Here is an 18,806-nt window from a genome sequence, read left to right on the forward strand (position 1 = left end):
TCGAACCAAGACAAACCCGAGATGACCCCTCGTTCCCCTTTAGGAGACCTCCCATGGCAACTGTCGCTGTCACCGATGCCACCTTTGACGAAGAAGTAAAGAACGCCGACGTCCCTGTCGTCGTGGATTTCTGGGCCGAATGGTGTGGCCCCTGTAAGCAGATCGGCCCAGCTCTGGAAGAGCTCTCCGCTGAGCTGGACGGCAAAGTGAAAATTGCCAAAGTTGATGTGGACAGCAACCCAAATGCCGCCGCCGCTCTGGGCGTGCGCGGTATCCCTGCGCTGTTCATCTTCAAAGACGGTCAGGTGATCTCCAACCGCGCAGGTGCCGCCCCAAAGGCCGCACTGCAAAGCTGGATCGAAGACTCCCTCTAAAAGAGATACGCACGCCGATCTAGGCAAAAGCCCGGCGTGCAATGACCCGAAGGCGTTCAAAATTGATCAGGTTTTGAACGCCTTTTTTGTCGCTCATGCGGTTCCAGTCACTCAAAATCTGAATGCGCAGCAAAAACCCCACGCTCGGATCATCCGCTGGGACAAAATCATACCCTTCGAAAAAGGCCGCCAACGCCTCCGGCGGCAACACATGACCCTTCGGAATACGGTCCAAATCAACCGCCGTTAGCGCATAGCTCAACAGAATACGGGCAATGTCATATCCAACCGGCGCATGGCTGATGGGCAGAAAATCAAATCCCGCGGTGCGGTTGCCCTCAATAAGAATATTGTGACTGTTGAAATCCCCATGTTTCGCGGCAATCTTACTGGGACGCCCTTCATAGTCAGCCACCATATCCTGCACCTGATGCGCCAGAGCGACAAAACGTTTCTGCCCTTTGATGCGCCGTGCGCCTGTCTGCATCTGATCCGCAAGGTGCAACATATGACGCGCCATGAATTTGGGTTGAAATCCGCGCGCCTGCTCAAAGGTGCCGCGATGATAGGCTGACAACCACCGCCCTGTCTGCATCAAAATATCAGCGTGATCCTCATGGGTTTCACAAAGATCCCGCAGGGTCTCGCCGGGTTGAAACCGCATAAGGCAGGCTTTTAAGGCGCGATCTTCCACCAAAATCTCTGGCGCATGCTGCTCCGAACATGCCTGCAACGCCTGTGATGCAAGGTGATGTGCATCCAGAATGCCGTTAAATTCCGTGGGATCTTCGGGCCGAAACACCTGTTTTAAAATAACGGGGGCGTGGTCTTTGGCATCATAGCGCTGCACGATATGCAGTCGGCGCTTGTCATTCTTGAACCAGCTGCGCGTTTTTGTGTAAGCGCCACTCAAATTGCCCTGTTCTGCAAGATGGGCAAAGGTCTCCTGCGCCAGCGCGTCAATCTCCGAATTCACGTTCACCTTTGATCCTTTACCCTGTATTCCCTTGTTAATTCCCGACAGGATCCTCAAATACATCCAAAACGGAGACCTTATCCATGGATAACCAAGACTTCCCCGGTTGGCACGGCACAACCATCATTGGCGTCAAGAAAGGCGGCGAAGTGGTGATTGCAGGTGACGGACAGGTCTCTCTTGGCCAAACCGTCATCAAGGGCACGGCGCGCAAGGTACGCCGCCTCTCGCCCGGCGGCTATGACATCATCGCAGGCTTTGCCGGTTCCACCGCCGATGCCTTCACCTTGCTGGAACGTCTGGAAGCCAAGCTTGAGGCGACACCGGGACAATTGGCGCGCGCCTCTGTTGAGTTGGCCAAAGACTGGCGCACAGACAAATACCTGCAAAAACTCGAAGCCATGCTGATCGTCTCAGATGGGGCCGATATTTTTGTGATCACCGGGGCAGGGGATGTGCTGGAGCCAGAACATGATGTCACCGCCATTGGGTCGGGTGGCAACTTTGCCCTCGCCGCCGGTCGTGCCCTGATGGACAGTGATCATTCTGCCGAAGAGGTCGCGCGCAAGGCCATGGCCATCGCAAGCGACATCTGCGTCTACACCAATGGCAATCTGACGGTGGAAACCATTTCCAAATGAGCTCTGCTTTGAACGCCTTTTTTGTCACAAAGTGCCCGCGTAACGAGAGACCATAAAGTCATGATTTCCAAAGACGATCTGCGCGCTGCAGTGGGCTCTGGCCTGCTCAATGAAAAACAGGCCGCCGCACTGGCGGCGCTGGCCGATAGCCGGCGTGGCGCCCGCGAAGATCTCGCCATCGGGGATGAACCCTTTGAGCTTTTCAAAGGCTTCAACGAGATTTTCATCGTCATTGGGCTTTTGATCCTCGCCAGCGGCTGGGCCGCGCTCAACGGCATCGCCATGGCCATGGAAATCGTGAACTACAAAGCCAAGATCCTGAGCACCACCGCCATCTCCGGCGTGATCCTCTGGCTGCTGTCAGAATATTTCATCCGCCGCCGCCGCATGGTGGCACCGGCCATCGCGCTGTCCTGTCTTTGGGCCATAAACGCTGGCACCGGCATCACCGCCTATTTTGCGCAACCCTTCATGGTTGCGCAGGAAGATTTCTCCAGCCTGCCACTGCCGCTGGGTCTGACAACGGTGGCCATGCTGCTCTACTGGCTGCGCTTTCGCGTGCCCTTTGCCATGGCGTTGATCGCGCTTGGCGTCTTTGGCATCGCCCTCATGTTGGGGGCCAATCAAACCGGCACCCCCACAAGTGCGGCTGATCTCTTTCTCCTGTCGGCAGGTGGCCCCTTTGCCTTCATCACTCTGGGCGTCGGTCTCGCGGTTTTCGCAGTGGCCATGTTCTTTGACATGTCCGATCCACACCGCGTCACCCGCCGCAGCGCACAGGGGTTCTGGCTGCATGTGGTGGCTGCCCCCGCTTTGGTGAACACCCTTGCGCTCAGCCTGCTGGAAAGCGGCACAGCCGACGCACACATGGCGCTCCTGGCCGTTCTGGTGCTGTTTGCCCTGATCGCCATCATCATCGACCGGCGCTCCTTCCTCATTGCGGCCATCGGCTACACCGTTGCCCTCGCAGGCACCGTGTTCGAAGGGGAGGGCACCGCCATGACCATCTTCATCCTCGGCATCTTTCTGGTGGTGCTGGGTGCCTTCTGGTCCCGCTTCCGCGCAGCCCTTCTGGCACCACTCTCTGGCATCCTGCCACTGCACCGCCTGCCACCCTCTCACTGATTGGACACAGCCATGACTGATCTCACGCCCCGCGAAATCGTTTCCGAACTGGACCGCTTTATCATTGGTCAGAACGACGCCAAACGCGCCGTCGCCGTGGCCCTGCGCAACCGCTGGCGCCGCAAACAGCTCTCGGATGACATCCGCGATGAAGTCTATCCCAAGAATATCCTGATGATCGGCCCAACCGGCGTGGGCAAAACCGAAATCTCCCGCCGTCTGGCCAAACTGGCCCGCGCACCTTTCATCAAGGTTGAGGCCACCAAATTCACCGAGGTGGGCTATGTGGGCCGCGATGTCGAACAGATCATTCGCGATCTGGTGGATGCTGCCATCATCCAGACCCGTGAACACATGCGCGAAGATGTCAAAGTCAAAGCCCATGCCGCCGCCGAGGATCGCGTGATCGAAGCCATCGCCGGCACAGACGCCCGTGAGGCCACCCGTGAAATGTTCCGCAAGAAGCTCAAAGACGGGCTGCTGGATGACACGGAGATCGAACTTGAGCTGGCCGACACATCAAATCCTTTGGGCGGCATGTTTGACATTCCGGGGCAACCCGGCAGCCAGATGGGCATGATGAATATCGGTGATCTCTTTGGCAAAGCCATGGGCGGCCGCACCACCAAAAAACGCATGACCGTTGCCGAAAGCTACGAGGTGCTGATTTCTGATGAGGCGGACAAGCTTCTGGATGATGAAACCGTCAACGCCGCAGCATTGCAGGCTGTAGAGCAAAACGGCATTGTCTTCCTTGATGAAATCGACAAGGTCTGCGCTCGTCAGGAAGCCCGTGGCGGCGATGTTTCCCGCGAGGGGGTGCAACGTGACCTGCTGCCTCTGATTGAAGGCACCACCGTTTCCACCAAACATGGCCCCGTAAAAACCGACCATATCCTTTTCATCGCTTCCGGCGCCTTCCACATCGCCAAACCCTCTGATCTGCTGCCCGAACTGCAGGGGCGTCTTCCGATCCGCGTGGAACTGCGGGCGCTGACCGAAGAGGATTTTGTGCGTATTCTCACAGAGACCGACAACGCTCTAACCCGCCAATACACCGCTTTGATGGGCACAGAAGAGGTTGTTGTGTCCTTCACGGATGATGGCATTTCTGCTCTGGCCAAAATCGCTGCGGATGTGAACCAATCCGTCGAAAACATCGGCGCACGCCGCCTCTACACCGTGATGGAGCGCGTCTTCGAAGAGCTCAGCTTCTCCGCGCCAGATCGCTCAGGTGAAGAAATTATCGTGAACGCCAGCTTCGTGGAAACAAACCTCGGAGAACTCGCAAAATCCATGGACGTCAGCCGCTACGTGCTCTGATTTCCACTAGAGCCCGCTATCAGAGGGCGTCATAGTCCCGGCGAAACATCGACCGGGACTATTCATGCGCATTCTGACCTTCGCTTTGCTGACTTTGACGATGGGCGGCTGCGCTGATCGCATCACGGCTCCCGTTGTCCCTCAGGCCCTCAGCAATGAAACCACACATAAAATCTACGTCGCCACCAACCGCGCACGCAATGATGCTGGTTTCTTTGGTGCAGAACGCAGTTCTGACATGACCTATTTGGACAGCGTCGTCTCTGTTCCGCCCTCACATAAAACCGGCAAGCCTCCCAGCTACAACGCAACCCCAGATCCGCAAAGGCACTTCACAATCGCAAGCGAAACTGAAGTGTCCAGGTTGTCAGAATTCGTCCAGAAGGTCTCCTCCGACGTCCAGAGCCTTCCGCCGCGCGACAGGGAAATCATCCTGTTTGTCCATGGGTATCACAACACATATCAGGACAGCCTCTTTCGCACCGCGCAAATGAAAGAAGACTTCGAAGTTTCGGGCGCTATGGTGAACTTCACATGGTCCAGTGCAGGGCAGGCCCTTGGATATGCCCATGATCGCGAAAGTGTTCTGTTCTCACGCGACGACTTGGAACGCACCCTGCGCGCCTTTGCAAAACAGCAACCTCACAAGCTGCTTCTGGTCGGGCACTCTTTGGGCACCATGCTCATCACCGAAACCCTGCGCCAGATTGACCGAAAGGAACCAGGCTGGACGGTGCGCAACATTGACGCGCTGGCGCTTCTGTCGCCGGACATGCCGGTCGATCTCTTCCTGCGCAATCTGGAATCCATCAAAGCACTGCCCACAGCAACAGCCATTGTGACCTCCACCAAAGACAGCGCGCTCTTTCTCTCCAGTCAAATCAACGGCACAAAACAGCGCTTGGGCCAGCTCACAGATCCCAGTGTCCTGGATGGGCTTCCTATTGCTTTGGTGGATGTGTCCAATTTCAACGACAGCGCCAGTTTCAATCATTTGACCGTGGCCGGCAGCCCTGCCTTGATCGCTCTGCTGCGTGATGCACGCGACATCGACACACTTCTGTCACCAGAAGACTCGACCATTCTGTCTCGCAGTGCTGAACGCATTCTGGTGACCGGCCAGACGGTCGCCATTGAGGTGGGCGCACCGCCAAACTGATCACAGACAGGCCTGTCACCGACGCCGTAGATACACGTAATACGCTCCGGTGCCGCCGTGTTTGATATGGGCTTCGGCCACTTGCAGGATGCAGCTTTTCAAAGGGGGCAGGGCAAACCACTGCGGCACCTGATGTTTCAATACCCCGCGACGTGTCGGAATAGGGCCGTCGTCACGCTTGGATTTGCCCTTGCCCGTGATCACCAGCACCAGCCGTTTGCCTTCGCCATGTGCCCGCAAGATAAACCCTGTCAGCGCACCATGGGCCTGATCCGCCGTCATGCCATGCAAGTCAATCTTGCCCTCTGGCACCAGCTTGCCACGTTTCATGCGGCCAAAGGCTTTCTTGTCCATCTGCACCGGCTGGCGCGCCACACGCTCTGACACCGTGCCCATCAAATCATGGCCGGGCAGGGGGCTTTGCGCCCGCGAACCAACTGTGAAGGCAGGCATCACATCACGTGCGGGATGGGCTCTTGGCGTCTTCTGTGGCTTGGGTTTCGGCTTAGGAAGATCATGCGGCTTTGCAGCTGGATTGAGCCGCTCAGCGGTATCTGCAACCTTGCGCCAAAGCGCCACTTCATCCTCGCTCAATTTCCGGCGTGTCACAGCACAGACTCCGGCAACATCGCATAGGCGCGCTGGATGGGCAGCAGGACAATCATACGTCCCGGATCTTTGAGTTTGCCCGCTTCAAGACCAGCCGCATCGCCCGTCCCAAAGAAAATATCCGCCCGCTGCGCGCCTTTGATCGCCGAGCCTGTATCCTGTGCAATCATCAGACGACGCAAAGATGTGGCCCCATCTTTTTCCACCCACACAGGCGCCCCCAAAGGGGTAAACTTCGGATCCACGGCTACAGTGCGCATCTCTGTGATCGAGCGGTTCATCGCCCCCAGAGGGCCTTTGTGTGCGGGCACACGGCTGACTTCGCGAAAGAACACAAAGCTGTCATTGTGCCGCAACAGCTCCGCTCCAGCACTCGGATTGCGTTTGACCCAATTCTTGATCACCTGCGCGCTGACCTGATGCGCAGAATAAACGCCACGCCGCACCAGCTCGGCCCCGACCGAGCTATAATTGTGCCCGTTAGAGCCCCCATAGCCCACACGCACATAAGATCCATTGGGAAGGCGAATGCGCCCAGATCCTTGAATTTGAAGGAAAAACAATTCGACGGAATCATCCACCCAGGCAATTTCCAAGCCACGTCCCTGCATCGCCCCACTGGTCTCAATCTGACGGCGTGTCAGCCACTGCCCGCTGCGGGCCTCACGCGGCATGCGGTACACAGGAAACCGATAGCGCCCACTGGGCGACAAGGCACCGTCCAGTTCTGGCTCAAAATACCCGGTGAACAACGCCTCTTTGCCGTCTTCTTCGATCAGCACAGGACGAAACAGCAGCTCAAAGAACTTGCGCGCATCTTGGATGCCCGTGGCCGCCGCACAAAGCGTTTGCCAATCCGGCGCATCCAAATCGGCACACGTGTTCAGAAAAACCTGACGCGCAGCCTCATGATCATCTGCCGCCCAACCCTCAAGGTCTTCGAAGGAAAGAATTTTCATGGATGTTTCGGACAAGGCGGCCCCTCCGGCCAAGCAGATGAGCCCCAGATGGGCCGCGGCCAGCGCCGCCCGAAACGCCCGGATCATTCGCCCGTGGCAACAAGCTGCCAGTTGGGGTCATCCGATCCCATCACGCGGGCAAAGGTCCAGACGTCCTTCTGCCGCTTGATCTGACTTTCGCTGCCCTCAACAATGTCACCACCATTGTCACGCACCACATGGGTCAGTTCCCCAATATAGCGCACGGTGATCTCACCTTCTTTGGTGGCATCATCAAAATGCGCATCCTGCAGTGCCATTTCCCGCACGCCAATAAATTCGCTTTCCACGGTCAGCCCCTGCGTCTCACGCATCTCCACCACTTGGGCAAAGCTGTCATAGACCTCTGCGCCAAGGAAGGGTTTGATCTCTGCAAGCTCGCCTTTTTCAAAGGCCATGAGGATCATTTCATAAGCGCCACGCGCGCCTCCCAGAAAGTCACTGACACCAAAGGATTGCTCTGCCGATTTCATCTTGGCCAAAGCAATGGCCTGCGCGCTGCCTTCTTCGGCATGATCCAGAATGTCCTGATCCGGCCCCCCTTCGATCACTTCCAGATCCGGCGCCCGGCGTTGTGTCTGTGTGGTGGCCTGTTCGCGCGGTGGCTCATAGCCGTCTCGCGTGCCTAGAACATTGCGCAGACGCAAAATCAGAAACACCGCAATACCGGCAAGAACGAGGAGTTGAAGAAGGGAGGAGTTCATTTGAACCTCATGTTGGGCATGGAAACAGCGTTCTCACGCACTTATGTAAGTTACAGGCGGGGTCAAGTCTACCTCGCCAAAGGATGCATTGGAGTAAAGCTAAGATGTGGCTCTTGTTGGCCTTTGTTGCGATCCCCATGATTGAGATCGCCCTTTTCATCAGCGTTGGCGGAGCGATTGGTCTCTGGCCAACCCTCGCAATTGTACTTCTGACCGCGATTTTGGGCACACATCTGGTGCGCAGCCAGGGTATTGCGGCCCTAGGAAGTGTCCAGAAATCGTTTAATGAACTGGACGACCCGACCGAGCCTCTGGCCCATGGTGCCATGATCCTCATCGCTGGTGTCCTTCTCCTCACGCCTGGATTTTTCACCGATGCTGTGGGTTTCGCCTTGCTCACACCACCATTCCGCAGTGCTATGTTTCATTACGCACGCAAACGCGTGCGGGTTCAAAGTTTCACGATGGGCGGCACCCAATCCACCCATTTCCGCGCAGGTCCGGGCTTTCACGCAGATCAGGGCCGACATGCGGGTCGCTCAGACGTGATAGATGGCGAGTTTTCTGAAGTGGATCCAAAGCCGCAATCCCCGGCCGAGCAGATCGAGGGGGGCAAAAAGCCCACTCATCCTCCTTCTGGCTGGACTAAGCATTGAGACACCCCTTTTGACCTGTTAAAGCAGGCCAAACGTTATTTTTTGGAGAGTTCCCATGGCGGAAAACGAAAACGGTGCAGCGCAGGCGCCTCAGCTTAAAATGAATGTGCTGACCCAATTTGTGCGTGACATGTCCTTTGAGAATATTCTGGCTCAAAAAGGCTCCGCCGCAAACCCACAGCCAGACGTTCAGGTTCAGGTCAACCTTGACGCCAAAAAACGCACTGTGGACAATCAGTTTGAAGTGTCCATCAAGCTGAACATCACCTCCAAAAACAAAGAAGACGGCGGTGAGATGTTCATTCTTGAACTCGACTACGCCGGTGTCTTCCACATCGAAGGCGTGCCAGAAGATCAACTGCACCCCTTCCTGCTGATCGAATGCCCACGCATGCTCTTCCCATTCGTGCGCCGCATCGTTTCTGATGTGACACGCGATGGCGGCTTCCCACCGCTGAACCTGGAAAACATCGACTTTGTCGCGCTCTACCGCGCCGAGCTTCAGCGCCGCGCCGCGGAGCAGGGCGCACAGCCTGCAGTCAACTAAGACGATCGGCGCTGCCCTTTGGGGCGGCGCCACTCTGGCCTAACCCAGCTTGGCCCATAGGGCGTCTTCGCCCATTTTCTCCACAAATTCCTTATGACGTGCTTCTTCCTCTGCGGTGATCCGGCTCGGAAGCGGCGCAGGGCGTGCGCTTGGTCGCCAGTCATCCTGTGCCGCACCACCGGCACTGCGTCCGGCGCCACCAGAGGCCAGCACCAGATCCGGCTGGCGACCACCAATCAGCTCCAGATAGACCTCTGCCAGAATTTCGGAGTCCAACAGCGCGCCGTGCAAAGTCCGCGATGAGTTGTCGATGCCAAAACGACGACACAGCGCATCCAACGTGGCGGGGGAGCCGGGAAATTTGGTGCGCGCCATTTCCAGCGTATCCACAGCCCGCTCCATCGGGATCTGCGGCAGGTTCATCCAGCTCAGCTCTGCATTCAGGAACTTCATATCGAATTTCGCGTTGTGAATGACCAACTTGCTGTCATTGCCAATGAAATCCAAAAACCCCTGCCCATGGGCCGCAAAGACCTTCTTGTCTTTCAACGTCACCTCACCGGGCTGCGCTTCACGTGGGCTGTCCAGCAGATCCGGCCCGATCCCATGCACGCCAAAAGCCTCAGCTGGCATATTGCGCATCGGGTTGATGTAGACGTGATATGTCTCCCCCGTTGGCAGATGATTATAGAGTTCCAGCGCCCCAATCTCGACAATCCGGTCGCCAGAAAATGGATCAAACCCGGTGGTTTCCGTATCGAGTACGATTTCACGCATGATCCGCGCCCTCTTTGATGGTGTTGACGATCTTCTCCACCTGCACACGCGCTTGGTCAAGCGTGTCCGTGTGCACCACATAGTCAGAGCGTGCGATCTTCTCTGCGATTGGCATTTGCTTGGCGAGGATCTGCTCAAACTGCGCCTCACTCATCGTGCCTCGCGCCAAAACCCGCGCACGTTGAATGTCTGGCGCAACTTTCACACAGGCCACCGCATCCATGGCACCATCGCCCCCGGTTTCAAACAAAAGCGGGATGTCAAAAACCAGAATCTCCGCAGTGGCGTTCTGAATGAATGCGGCACGGTCCTGCGCCACAAGAGGGTGCACAATGCGCTCGATGGTTTTCAAAACAGCCGCATCCGCACTGATCATTGCCTTCAGCCGCTCCCGCGACACGGCGCCATCCTCAATCGCTTCCGGTAAGACTTCGGCAAGGGGGGCGACCGCTGCGCCACCGACATGATACAACCGATGCACCGCCGCATCCGCATCCCACACCGCACAGCCCAGATCGACAAACATCTGCGCCGTCGTGGATTTGCCCATACCAATAGAGCCCGTCAGCCCAAGCAAAAATGGGCGTCTTTTTTCGCTCATCCCAGCACCACCTGACGGGTAGCGTCATCCACCACAGGACGCCGGCCAAACCAGCGTTCAAAACCCGGCACCGCCTGATGCAGCAACATGCCCAGACCATCGACCGTGACACAGCCAGCCTCCTGCGCCGTTTTCAGTAAGCTTGTGATCAGCGGCGTATAAACCAGATCTGTCACAACCGTTTCCTTGCGCAGCCCATCCATCGGAACGCGCAGTTTTGATTTCCCAGCCATGCCCAGAGAGGTCGTGTTCACAAGCGTGGCGCCTTCTTCCAGAATATTGCCAGCCTGCACCCATTCCACCACTTTGACCCGCGCCCCGAAGTCTTCCCGCAGATTGTCCGCGCGAATCCGGGTGCGGTTGGTCAGAAGGATCTCCGGCGCTCCGGCATCCAGCAAAGAGGCCACAACCGCACGCGCTGCGCCGCCTGCACCCAAGACCACCGCAGGCCCCGCCGCAGCATCCCACTCAGGCGCCCCTTGGCGCAGGTTTTCAATGAACCCATAGCCATCGGTGTTGTCGCCAAGAATGCCACCATCCGGGCGAAAGATCAGCGTGTTGACCGCGCCAATCAAAGTGGCCCGATCGGTGATCTGATCAACATATTGCACCACATGCTCTTTGTGCGGAATGGTGACATTGCAGCCCACAAACCCCATCTTCGGCATCATTTTTAACACATCCCCAAGCGCATCAGCCTCAACTTCCAACGGCACATAGTGCCCAGGAATGCCATAAGTCTTCAGCCAGTGCCCATGCAGCAAAGGTGATTTGGAATGGGCAATCGGGTGTCCGATCACACCAGCCAGAGGAATAGATGGCAGGCTCATGTTGGTAGATCTCCCCGCAAGGTCAGATAAGACAGTATTTCCAAAAGCGGCATCCCAAGCACAGTGAAGTAGTCCCCTTCAATCTTGTCAAACAGCCGCACGCCTTCTTCTTCCAACTTATAGCCGCCAACGGAATGGCGAATGCTGTCAAAGTTGCGCGTCAGGTAGTCCTCAAGAAAGTCGTTGCTGAATTGGCGCATCTGCAAACGCACCACCCCCACATGCCGCCACAAGGGCTCGCCCCCTTGATAGATCACCGCCGCAGACAAAAGCATATGGCGATTGCCCCGCAACAAAAGAAGCTGATTGCGCGCATCTTCCACACTGGCCGGTTTGGAAAAAATCGTGCCCTGAAAATCCAGCACCTGATCACATCCGAGCACCAAAGCCTCTGGATGTTTGAGGCTCACTTTCCGCGCTTTGGCCTCGGCCAGCGCATCGGCAACATCGCGTGGCGAGGCTCCCTCCGCCTGCAAAGAGCGGCGAATCATATCCTCATCCACACGCGCTTTAATGATTTCGTAACCAACATTCGATTTAGATAGGAGCTGAGCACGTATCTCGGAGCCTGATGCAAGAATCAAGGGGGCGGGCATGTGGATAAATCCGTGGAGAAGGGAAGGAACATCTTTGGAGTCCTTTCTGGAAACTTCTGTGGAAATTTGCAAGCTGGGGAAACACCCTGCCACTTCACGAAGATCCCCCGTTTTCCTGCACCGTGGATGAGGAAAACTTTTTTCAGGGGAGGAATCATCCACATACAAATCCATCCTCACAGTTATCCACACTCATAAATCTGTCATTTTTTCTCGATCTGCTTGAAAACGTTAACAACTTTTAACTTTTGTCCAAATTTCTGAAAATCCTTCCGAATTTCTATCCCCTTGTGCGTAACTCATGGGAGGACTCGATAATCCACAGGTTTTGTCCTCCCAACTAAATCATCATCCTTTTCTATATATATTTATTTTATTAGAGAGGCTCAGACAGGGCGCGCACCCAAAACCGAGGTACACTTCGCCATGGGCTACTTTCTCGTAGATATTTATCCCTACGTTCTCTCGTTCCATATCATGGCAGTGATGAGCTGGATGGCTGGTCTGTTCTATCTGCCGAGGCTCTTCGTCTATCATGCAGAAAGAGCAGAGAAGGGGGATCAACTTGATGAAACGCTGAAGATCATGGAATTCAAACTTCAGCGCTACATCATGAGCCCAGCAAGCATTGCCACATGGCTCGCCGGTCTGACGCTTGTCTTCACCCCTGGTATTGTTGATTGGTCTTCTGTCTGGCCCTACACCAAAGCCTTTAGTGTGATTTCCATGACAGCCTATGATCACTGGCTCATGCAGATGCGCAAAAAGTTTGGTCGCAATGAAAATACGCTGACCGGTCGTCAGTACCGAATGATGAACGAAGTGCCGACGCTGCTCATGGTGATCATTGTCCTGTCCGTCGTCGTCAAATTCTAAGGGGTTTGACTCAAGCCCTCCATTTGGCTTAGAAGAAGCGCCAACTGGCCCGTCCGGGCTAAGTGTCTTCCATATAAAGAGCACATGACCTGCCCCCATTTCGGGCAGCACAGGATATTTCCATGACACAAGAAAAGCTCGCGCTTGGCGATTTGAAAGCCAAAAGCCCGAAAGATCTCTTGGCGATGGCCGAAGAGCTGGAGATCGAAAACGCCTCCACCATGCGCAAAGGTGAGATCATGTTCCAAATTCTGCGCGAACGCGCAGATGATGGATGGGAAATCTCCGGCGATGGTGTGTTGGAAGTGCTTCAGGATGGCTTTGGCTTCCTGCGCTCCCCAGAGGCCAACTATCTTCCGGGCCCGGATGACATCTATGTCTCCCCAGACATGATCCGTCAGTACTCTCTGCGCACGGGTGACACCGTGAATGGGGTTATGACAGCCCCTGGCGACAACGAGCGTTACTTTGCCCTCACAGGTGTCTCTCAGATCAACTTTGAGGCCCCAGAGAAGGCCAAGCATAAGATCGCCTTTGACAACCTCACACCGCTCTATCCCGATGAGCGTCTGAAGATGGAGATCGAAGATCCCACCATCAAAGACCGCTCCGCCCGTGTGATTGATCTTGTGGCCCCAATTGGTAAGGGACAGCGCTCCCTGATCGTGGCGCCGCCGCGCACCGGTAAAACCGTGCTGCTGCAAAACATCGCACATTCCATCGAGGCCAACCACCCGGAGTGTTATCTGATCGTTCTGCTGATCGATGAACGCCCTGAAGAGGTGACCGATATGCAGCGTTCGGTAAAAGGCGAGGTGATCTCCTCCACCTTTGACGAACCGGCCACACGCCACGTTGCGGTCTCTGAAATGGTCATCGAGAAAGCCAAACGTCTGGTGGAACACAAACGAGATGTTGTGATCCTGTTGGATTCGATCACAAGACTTGGTCGTGCCTTCAACACTGTCGTGCCATCCTCTGGCAAAGTTCTGACCGGTGGTGTGGATGCCAACGCATTGCAACGTCCCAAGCGTTTCTTTGGTGCGGCCCGTAACATCGAAGAGGGCGGCTCGCTCACCATCATCTCCACCGCGCTGATCGACACCGGCTCGCGCATGGACGAGGTGATCTTCGAAGAATTCAAAGGCACCGGTAACTCTGAGATCGTGCTCGACCGTAAAGTGGCAGACAAGCGTGTCTTCCCGGCGATCGATATTCTCAAATCCGGCACCCGCAAAGAGGACCTGCTGGTCGACAAGGGCGACCTGGCGAAGACCTTCGTGCTGCGTCGTATCCTCAACCCGATGGGCACAACCGATGCTGTCGAATTCCTGCTTGGCAAACTCAAGCAGACCAAAACCAATGGCGAGTTCTTTGACTCGATGAACACCTAAGGAACGTGACATGGCCTATGTGCCTGACACAATTTTTGCCTTAGCCACGGCCCCCGGTAAAGCGGGGGTCGCTGTCGTTCGTGTGTCCGGTTCCCGCGTGGCGGAGGCGGGCAGAGCGCTCTTTGGGGCTTTGCCCAAACCCCGTTTTGCCGCTCTGAAACTTTTGAAAGATGCCAAGGGCCGTCGTCTGGATCAGGCTTTGGTGCTCTATTTCGAAGAGAAAGCCAGCTTCACCGGCGAAGAGGTGCTTGAACTGCATTTGCATGGCTCCACCGCCGTGGTGAATGCGGTGTTGCGAGAGCTGTCAGAGATGGAAGGTCTGCGCCTGGCCGAAGCGGGCGAATTCACCCGCCGCGCTTTGGAGAATGGCTGTCTTGATCTGGCGCAGGTCGAGGGCCTAGCCGATCTGATAGATGCAGAGACCGAAGCGCAACGTCGGCAAGCCTTGCGGGTTTTGTCTGGCGATCTTGGGGAACTCGCGGGCAAATGGCGCACTGACCTGATCCGCGCGGCAGCTCTGATCGAAGCCACCATTGATTTTGCTGACGAAGATGTCCCCGTTGATGTGACCCCAGAGGTCACAGCGCTTTTGTCTGGTGTGCGCGCGGAACTCGATACAGAGATTACCGGAGTAGACACAGCCGAACGTATCCGCACCGGATTTGAAGTTGCTATTCTTGGCGCGCCCAACGTCGGCAAATCGACTTTGCTCAATGCACTTGCCGGGCGCGAAGCGGCGATCACCTCTGAATATGCTGGCACCACGCGCGATGTGATCGAAGTCCGTATGGAGCTGAATGGCCTTCCGGTGACCCTGCTCGACACCGCTGGATTGCGCGAAACGGATGATCACGTCGAAGGCATCGGCATTCAGCGTGCGCGGGAACGGGCTGAGGCCGCAGATCTGCGTGTGTTCCTGAAATCTGAGGGCGAAGAGCTGGATTTCACCCCTTTGCCTGATGATGTGATCCGATCTGCCAAGGCCGATATGCTGGCAGATCCGCAGAACGCGATTTCAGGCAAAACCGGATTTGGTGTGTCTGAGCTGGTTTCAGAGATCACAGAAAAACTCTCGGAACAGGCTGGTCGTTCTGGTGTGGCAACCCGCGAACGCCATCGCATTGCGATGAAGCGGGCTTCCGATGCGCTTGATGCCGGACGGGCCATTCTCGCTTTGGGGCCGGATCACTATGATATCGGTGCCGAAGAACTGCGCAGCGCGATTCGTGCTCTTGATTCCATCGTCGGCCATGTCGATGTAGAGAACCTATTGGATGAGATCTTTTCGAGCTTCTGCATCGGAAAATAGATCAAACTTGAGGAGTGTTTCACGTGAAACATTTTGACGTCATTGTTGTGGGCGGCGGACACGCCGGAGCGGACGCTGCCGCCGCGGCTGCGCGTATGGGTGCAAAAACCGCGCTTATCACGCTGAAAAAATCCGGCATTGGCGTCATGTCCTGTAACCCGGCGATTGGGGGCCTTGGCAAAGGCCATCTGGTGCGTGAAGTGGATGCGCTGGATGGTGTGATGGGCCGCATCGCGGATAAAGCCGGTATTCAGTTTCGCCTGCTCAACCGCCGCAAAGGCCCGGCGGTGCAAGGCCCACGCGCGCAATCTGATCGCAAGATCTACCGCACAGAGATGCTGGCAGAGATCGAAGCCACACCAAATCTGACAATTGTCGAAGGCGAAGCCACGGATTTCCGTATGGAAGGGCAGGCCGTGCGCGGCGTGATCCTTGCAGATGGCTCCGAAATTTCTGCGCATGCCGTCGTCCTGACGACAGGCACCTTTTTGCGCGGTGTCATTCACATTGGCGATGTCTCGCGTCCTGGCGGGCGGATGGGTGATGAGGCCTCCGTCAAGCTGGCCGAGCGCATTGACAGTTTTGGCCTGCCTCTGGGCCGCTTGAAAACTGGCACGCCACCGCGCCTGAACGGCAAGACCATCAAATGGGATCTGTTGGCCAGCCAGCCCGGCGATGAAGACCCGGTTGTCTTCTCTTTCCTGAACAAAGCCCCCCTCGCGCGGCAAATTGCCTGTGGCATCACCCATACCAATCCCAAAACGCATGAGATCATTCGCGAGAACCTTGATCGCTCTGCCATGTATGGCGGCCATATCGACGGGGTTGGGCCACGGTATTGTCCATCCATCGAAGATAAAATCGTGCGTTTCGCGGATAAGGAGTCTCATCAGGTCTTTCTTGAGCCAGAAGGTCTGGATGATGACACGGTGTATCCAAACGGGATCTCCACCTCTTTGCCCGTAGATGTGCAGGAGGCCTATGTGCGCTCAATGTACGGCCTTGAAGATGTGGAAATTGTGCAGCCGGGCTACGCCATTGAGTATGACTACATTGATCCGCGCGCGCTCAATGCAGAACTTGGCGTGAAATCCGTGCCCGGTCTCTTCTTGGCCGGGCAGATCAATGGCACGACCGGATATGAAGAGGCGGCGGCACAGGGGCTGGTTGCCGGTCTCAATGCGGCCTTGTCCGCGCAGGGGCGGGATCCCCATCACTTCAGCCGCTCTGACAGCTACATTGGTGTGATGGTCGATGACCTTATCACGCGCGGGGTGACAGAACCCTACCGCATGTTCACCTCACGCGCCGAGTTCCGCCTGTCGTTGCGCGCGGATAATGCAGACCAGCGATTGACGCCAATTGGGCTTGATTTGGGACTTATTGGGGAAACACGTAAAGCTGCCTTCTCCGACAAATTGGAGAAACTCACCTCAGGCAAAGCCATGTTGGAAGAGAAAGGCTTTACGCCCAAAGAGATCAAAGCCTCCGGAATCGCGGTCAATCAGGATGGCAATCGCCGTACCGCTTTTCAGGTGCTCGCCTTCCCAGAAGTCAGCTTCACTGATATCACAGCGCTTGATCCGCGTTTTGGGGCAATGGACGAAGAGGTTCAGCTGCAACTCGAACGTGACGCCCTCTATGCCAACTACATTGAGCGGCAAAAGCGGGATGTTGAGGCCATGCGCCGGGATGAGACACAAACCATTCCCGCTGATTTTAACTTTGATGTGATTGATGGGCTGAGCAACGAGCTCAAGACCAAACTCAACGCGGTGCGCCCCTCCAATCTGGGGCAGGCGGGGCGTATTGATGGGATGACACCTGCGGCGCTGACTTTGCTGTTGGCCAAACTGCGTCAAGCTCAGAAAGCGAAAACTGCCTGATGTCCTGTCCAGATACCGTTAAATCACAGTTGAATGTTTCACGTGAAACATTGGATCGTTTGGAAACGCTTGCGGATCTTCTGCAAAAATGGAACCCGCGGATTAATCTGGTGTCCAAATCCACGCTGAAAGATCTTTGGACACGGCACATTCTGGATTCCGTGCAGGTGTTGAAATCTGCACCGGCCAATGCCGATCACTGGGTGGATATTGGCAGCGGGGGAGGTTTTCCCGGATTGGTCATCGCCCTTATGCAGCAGGAGCCAGAGGCTCCTAAAAAAGTAACATTGATCGAAAGCGATCAACGCAAATGTGCTTTTCTACGCACGGTTTTGCGCGAAACTGGGGTGCAGGCCACAGTGATCTCCGAGCGTATTGAAAAAGCCACGCCACAGAATGCAGATGTGCTTTCCGCCCGTGCGCTGGCCGATCTCTCACTTCTGTTTGATTTTGCAGAGCGGCATTTGAAGGCATCCGGTCAAGCCGTGTTCCCAAAAGGCGCACGTTGGGAAAAAGAGGTCGAAACGGCTCAGAAATCGTGGTCATTTGAATGCCAAGTGGTAAAAAGTATTACGGACCCTGAAGCGGTCATCCTGAAGGTCGGAGAGATTAAACGTGTCGGATCCCACACGCCCTAAGGGCCCCAAGATCATCGCTGTCGCCAATCAAAAAGGCGGCGTGGGCAAAACCACCACCGCTATCAACCTCGCCGCAGCCCTCGCCGAGGAGGGGTGTCGCGTGCTTTTGGTCGATCTCGATCCACAAGGCAACGCCTCAACAGGGCTCGGTGTGGAGGTCGAGGATCGCAATAACACGACCTATGATTTGCTGACGGGTGAAGTTGAGCTGGAAGACGTCATTCAGAAAACAGAGTCTGAGAATATGATGATCGTCCCGGCGACGGTAGATCTCAGCTCGGCAGATATCGAACTGATGTCCAACGAAAAGCGCAGTTTCTTGCTGCATGATGCCTTGCGCCAAACCGCAATGGATCATTATGGCTTTGATTATATCCTCATCGATTGCCCACCATCCCTGAATCTCTTGACGGTCAATGCCATGATCGCCGCGCATTCTGTTCTGATCCCGCTTCAAAGTGAGTTTTTTGCGCTTGAAGGTTTGTCTCAGCTGATGCTGACCGTGCGCGAAGTCCGTCAGACAGCGAATTCCAGTCTCCGCATTGAGGGCATTGTTCTGACCATGTTTGATGCGCGCAACAACCTGTCACAACAGGTGGAGCAGGATGCACGCGACAATTTGGGTGAATTGGTTTTTGATACCAAAATTCCAAGAAATGTGCGGGTGTCAGAGGCCCCATCCTATGCGCAAGCGGTTTTGGATTATGACTCCACCTCCAAGGGAGCAGTGGCATATCGTGCGCTCGCGAAAGAATTGCTTGTGAAAAATAAAAAGCTCGCCGCTTAA

General features: G+C 55.9%; 21 protein-coding genes. 13 read left to right on the forward strand and 8 right to left on the reverse strand.

All coding sequences use genetic code 11. The features are described from left to right. The first annotated feature begins 53 nt into the window (after positions 1 to 53). Positions 54 to 374, forward strand: a complete 321-nt coding sequence (gene trxA, locus SHM7688_RS04365) for a thioredoxin (protein ID WP_058238755.1) — start codon at positions 54 to 56, stop codon at positions 372 to 374. 19 nt (positions 375 to 393) lie between these two features. Here the strand turns inward: trxA and SHM7688_RS04370 are convergent, their stop codons facing one another. Next, positions 394 to 1,356 (reverse strand): phosphotransferase, encoded by a 963-nt coding sequence (locus tag SHM7688_RS04370; protein ID WP_158500666.1) that lies wholly within the window; start codon positions 1,354 to 1,356, stop codon positions 394 to 396. Positions 1,357 to 1,433: 77 nt separating this feature from the next. On the opposite strand from SHM7688_RS04370, the gene hslV reads away from it, so the two are divergent. The 4 genes from hslV (at position 1,434) to SHM7688_RS04390 (ending at position 5,598) form a co-directional block, all read left to right on the forward strand. Beyond that, entirely contained in the window at positions 1,434 to 1,991 is a 558-nt protein-coding gene (gene hslV, locus SHM7688_RS04375; protein WP_058238757.1) for an ATP-dependent protease subunit HslV, read from the forward strand. 60 nt (positions 1,992 to 2,051) lie between these two features. Then, the gene (locus SHM7688_RS04380; RefSeq protein ID WP_058238758.1) at positions 2,052 to 3,116 is read left to right on the forward strand and encodes a hypothetical protein; all 1,065 of its coding nucleotides are present in this window, start codon (positions 2,052 to 2,054) and stop codon (positions 3,114 to 3,116) included. A 12-nt stretch (positions 3,117 to 3,128) separates the two neighbouring features. Next, positions 3,129 to 4,439 carry an ATP-dependent protease ATPase subunit HslU gene (gene hslU, locus SHM7688_RS04385; RefSeq protein ID WP_058238759.1) on the forward strand — a complete coding sequence of 437 codons (1,311 nt, stop codon included), beginning with the start codon at positions 3,129 to 3,131 and terminating at the stop codon, positions 4,437 to 4,439. 64 nt (positions 4,440 to 4,503) lie between these two features. After that, complete coding sequence (locus tag SHM7688_RS04390; protein WP_058238760.1) at positions 4,504 to 5,598, forward strand: alpha/beta hydrolase; 1,095 nt, start codon at positions 4,504 to 4,506, stop codon at positions 5,596 to 5,598. Between the two features lie 15 nt (positions 5,599 to 5,613). Here SHM7688_RS04390 and SHM7688_RS04395 read toward each other — a convergent pair whose 3' ends face one another. From SHM7688_RS04395 to SHM7688_RS04405, 3 genes are read right to left on the reverse strand one after another with little or no spacing between them, the layout of a single operon-like run. Then, positions 5,614 to 6,207 (reverse strand): Smr/MutS family protein, encoded by a 594-nt coding sequence (locus SHM7688_RS04395; protein ID WP_058238761.1) that lies wholly within the window; start codon positions 6,205 to 6,207, stop codon positions 5,614 to 5,616. Further along, positions 6,204 to 7,253 carry a murein transglycosylase A gene (gene mltA / locus SHM7688_RS04400; protein ID WP_058238762.1) on the reverse strand — a complete coding sequence of 350 codons (1,050 nt, stop codon included), beginning with the start codon at positions 7,251 to 7,253 and terminating at the stop codon, positions 6,204 to 6,206. The genes SHM7688_RS04395 and mltA overlap by 4 nt, the downstream gene beginning before the upstream one ends. After that, a complete protein-coding gene (locus SHM7688_RS04405) occupies positions 7,250 to 7,909 on the reverse strand; it encodes a Tim44/TimA family putative adaptor protein (RefSeq protein ID WP_058238763.1) in 660 nt (219 codons plus the stop codon). Before SHM7688_RS04405 ends, mltA begins: the two co-directional genes overlap by 4 nt. A 104-nt stretch (positions 7,910 to 8,013) precedes the next feature. Between SHM7688_RS04405 and SHM7688_RS04410 the strand changes: the two genes are divergently transcribed. Continuing rightward, the gene (locus SHM7688_RS04410; RefSeq protein WP_058238764.1) at positions 8,014 to 8,565 is read left to right on the forward strand and encodes an FxsA family protein; all 552 of its coding nucleotides are present in this window, start codon (positions 8,014 to 8,016) and stop codon (positions 8,563 to 8,565) included. A 55-nt stretch (positions 8,566 to 8,620) separates the two neighbouring features. Beyond that, the gene (gene secB / locus SHM7688_RS04415) at positions 8,621 to 9,112 is read left to right on the forward strand and encodes a protein-export chaperone SecB (RefSeq protein WP_058238765.1); all 492 of its coding nucleotides are present in this window, start codon (positions 8,621 to 8,623) and stop codon (positions 9,110 to 9,112) included. Between the two features lie 39 nt (positions 9,113 to 9,151). On the opposite strand, the gene dnaQ is transcribed toward secB, so the two are convergent. Genes dnaQ through SHM7688_RS04435 form a run of 4 tightly spaced genes read right to left on the reverse strand, consistent with a single transcriptional unit; the run spans position 9,152 to position 11,916 of the window. Then, positions 9,152 to 9,889, reverse strand: a complete 738-nt coding sequence (dnaQ, locus tag SHM7688_RS04420; protein ID WP_058238766.1) for a DNA polymerase III subunit epsilon — start codon at positions 9,887 to 9,889, stop codon at positions 9,152 to 9,154. Then, positions 9,882 to 10,490 carry a dephospho-CoA kinase gene (gene coaE / locus SHM7688_RS04425; protein WP_058238767.1) on the reverse strand — a complete coding sequence of 203 codons (609 nt, stop codon included), beginning with the start codon at positions 10,488 to 10,490 and terminating at the stop codon, positions 9,882 to 9,884. The genes dnaQ and coaE overlap by 8 nt, the downstream gene beginning before the upstream one ends. Next, positions 10,487 to 11,320, reverse strand: coding sequence for a shikimate dehydrogenase (locus tag SHM7688_RS04430; RefSeq protein ID WP_058238768.1), 834 nt, complete (start codon positions 11,318 to 11,320; stop codon positions 10,487 to 10,489). Before SHM7688_RS04430 ends, coaE begins: the two co-directional genes overlap by 4 nt. After that, complete coding sequence (locus SHM7688_RS04435) at positions 11,317 to 11,916, reverse strand: Maf family protein (RefSeq protein WP_058239006.1); 600 nt, start codon at positions 11,914 to 11,916, stop codon at positions 11,317 to 11,319. Before SHM7688_RS04435 ends, SHM7688_RS04430 begins: the two co-directional genes overlap by 4 nt. Positions 11,917 to 12,342: 426 nt before the next feature. On the opposite strand from SHM7688_RS04435, the gene SHM7688_RS04440 reads away from it, so the two are divergent. From SHM7688_RS04440 to SHM7688_RS04465, 6 genes are all read left to right on the forward strand, one after another. After that, positions 12,343 to 12,792, forward strand: coding sequence for a CopD family protein (locus SHM7688_RS04440; protein ID WP_058238769.1), 450 nt, complete (start codon positions 12,343 to 12,345; stop codon positions 12,790 to 12,792). 122 nt (positions 12,793 to 12,914) lie between these two features. Beyond that, positions 12,915 to 14,186 (forward strand): transcription termination factor Rho, encoded by a 1,272-nt coding sequence (gene rho / locus SHM7688_RS04445; RefSeq protein WP_058238770.1) that lies wholly within the window; start codon positions 12,915 to 12,917, stop codon positions 14,184 to 14,186. Positions 14,187 to 14,196: 10 nt separating this feature from the next. Further along, positions 14,197 to 15,495: a tRNA uridine-5-carboxymethylaminomethyl(34) synthesis GTPase MnmE gene (gene mnmE / locus SHM7688_RS04450; RefSeq protein ID WP_058238771.1), complete on the forward strand. Its 1,299-nt coding sequence runs from the start codon at positions 14,197 to 14,199 to the stop codon at positions 15,493 to 15,495. Between the two features lie 23 nt (positions 15,496 to 15,518). After that, complete coding sequence (mnmG, locus tag SHM7688_RS04455; protein ID WP_058238772.1) at positions 15,519 to 17,381, forward strand: tRNA uridine-5-carboxymethylaminomethyl(34) synthesis enzyme MnmG; 1,863 nt, start codon at positions 15,519 to 15,521, stop codon at positions 17,379 to 17,381. Further along, positions 17,381 to 18,019 carry a 16S rRNA (guanine(527)-N(7))-methyltransferase RsmG gene (gene rsmG / locus SHM7688_RS04460; RefSeq protein WP_058238773.1) on the forward strand — a complete coding sequence of 213 codons (639 nt, stop codon included), beginning with the start codon at positions 17,381 to 17,383 and terminating at the stop codon, positions 18,017 to 18,019. The genes mnmG and rsmG overlap by 1 nt, the downstream gene beginning before the upstream one ends. Beyond that, complete coding sequence (locus SHM7688_RS04465; protein WP_058238774.1) at positions 17,997 to 18,806, forward strand: ParA family protein; 810 nt, start codon at positions 17,997 to 17,999, stop codon at positions 18,804 to 18,806. Before rsmG ends, SHM7688_RS04465 begins: the two co-directional genes overlap by 23 nt.

Source organism: Shimia marina (genome assembly GCF_001458175.1).
GTDB classification, from domain to species: Bacteria; Pseudomonadota; Alphaproteobacteria; order Rhodobacterales; family Rhodobacteraceae; genus Shimia; species Shimia marina.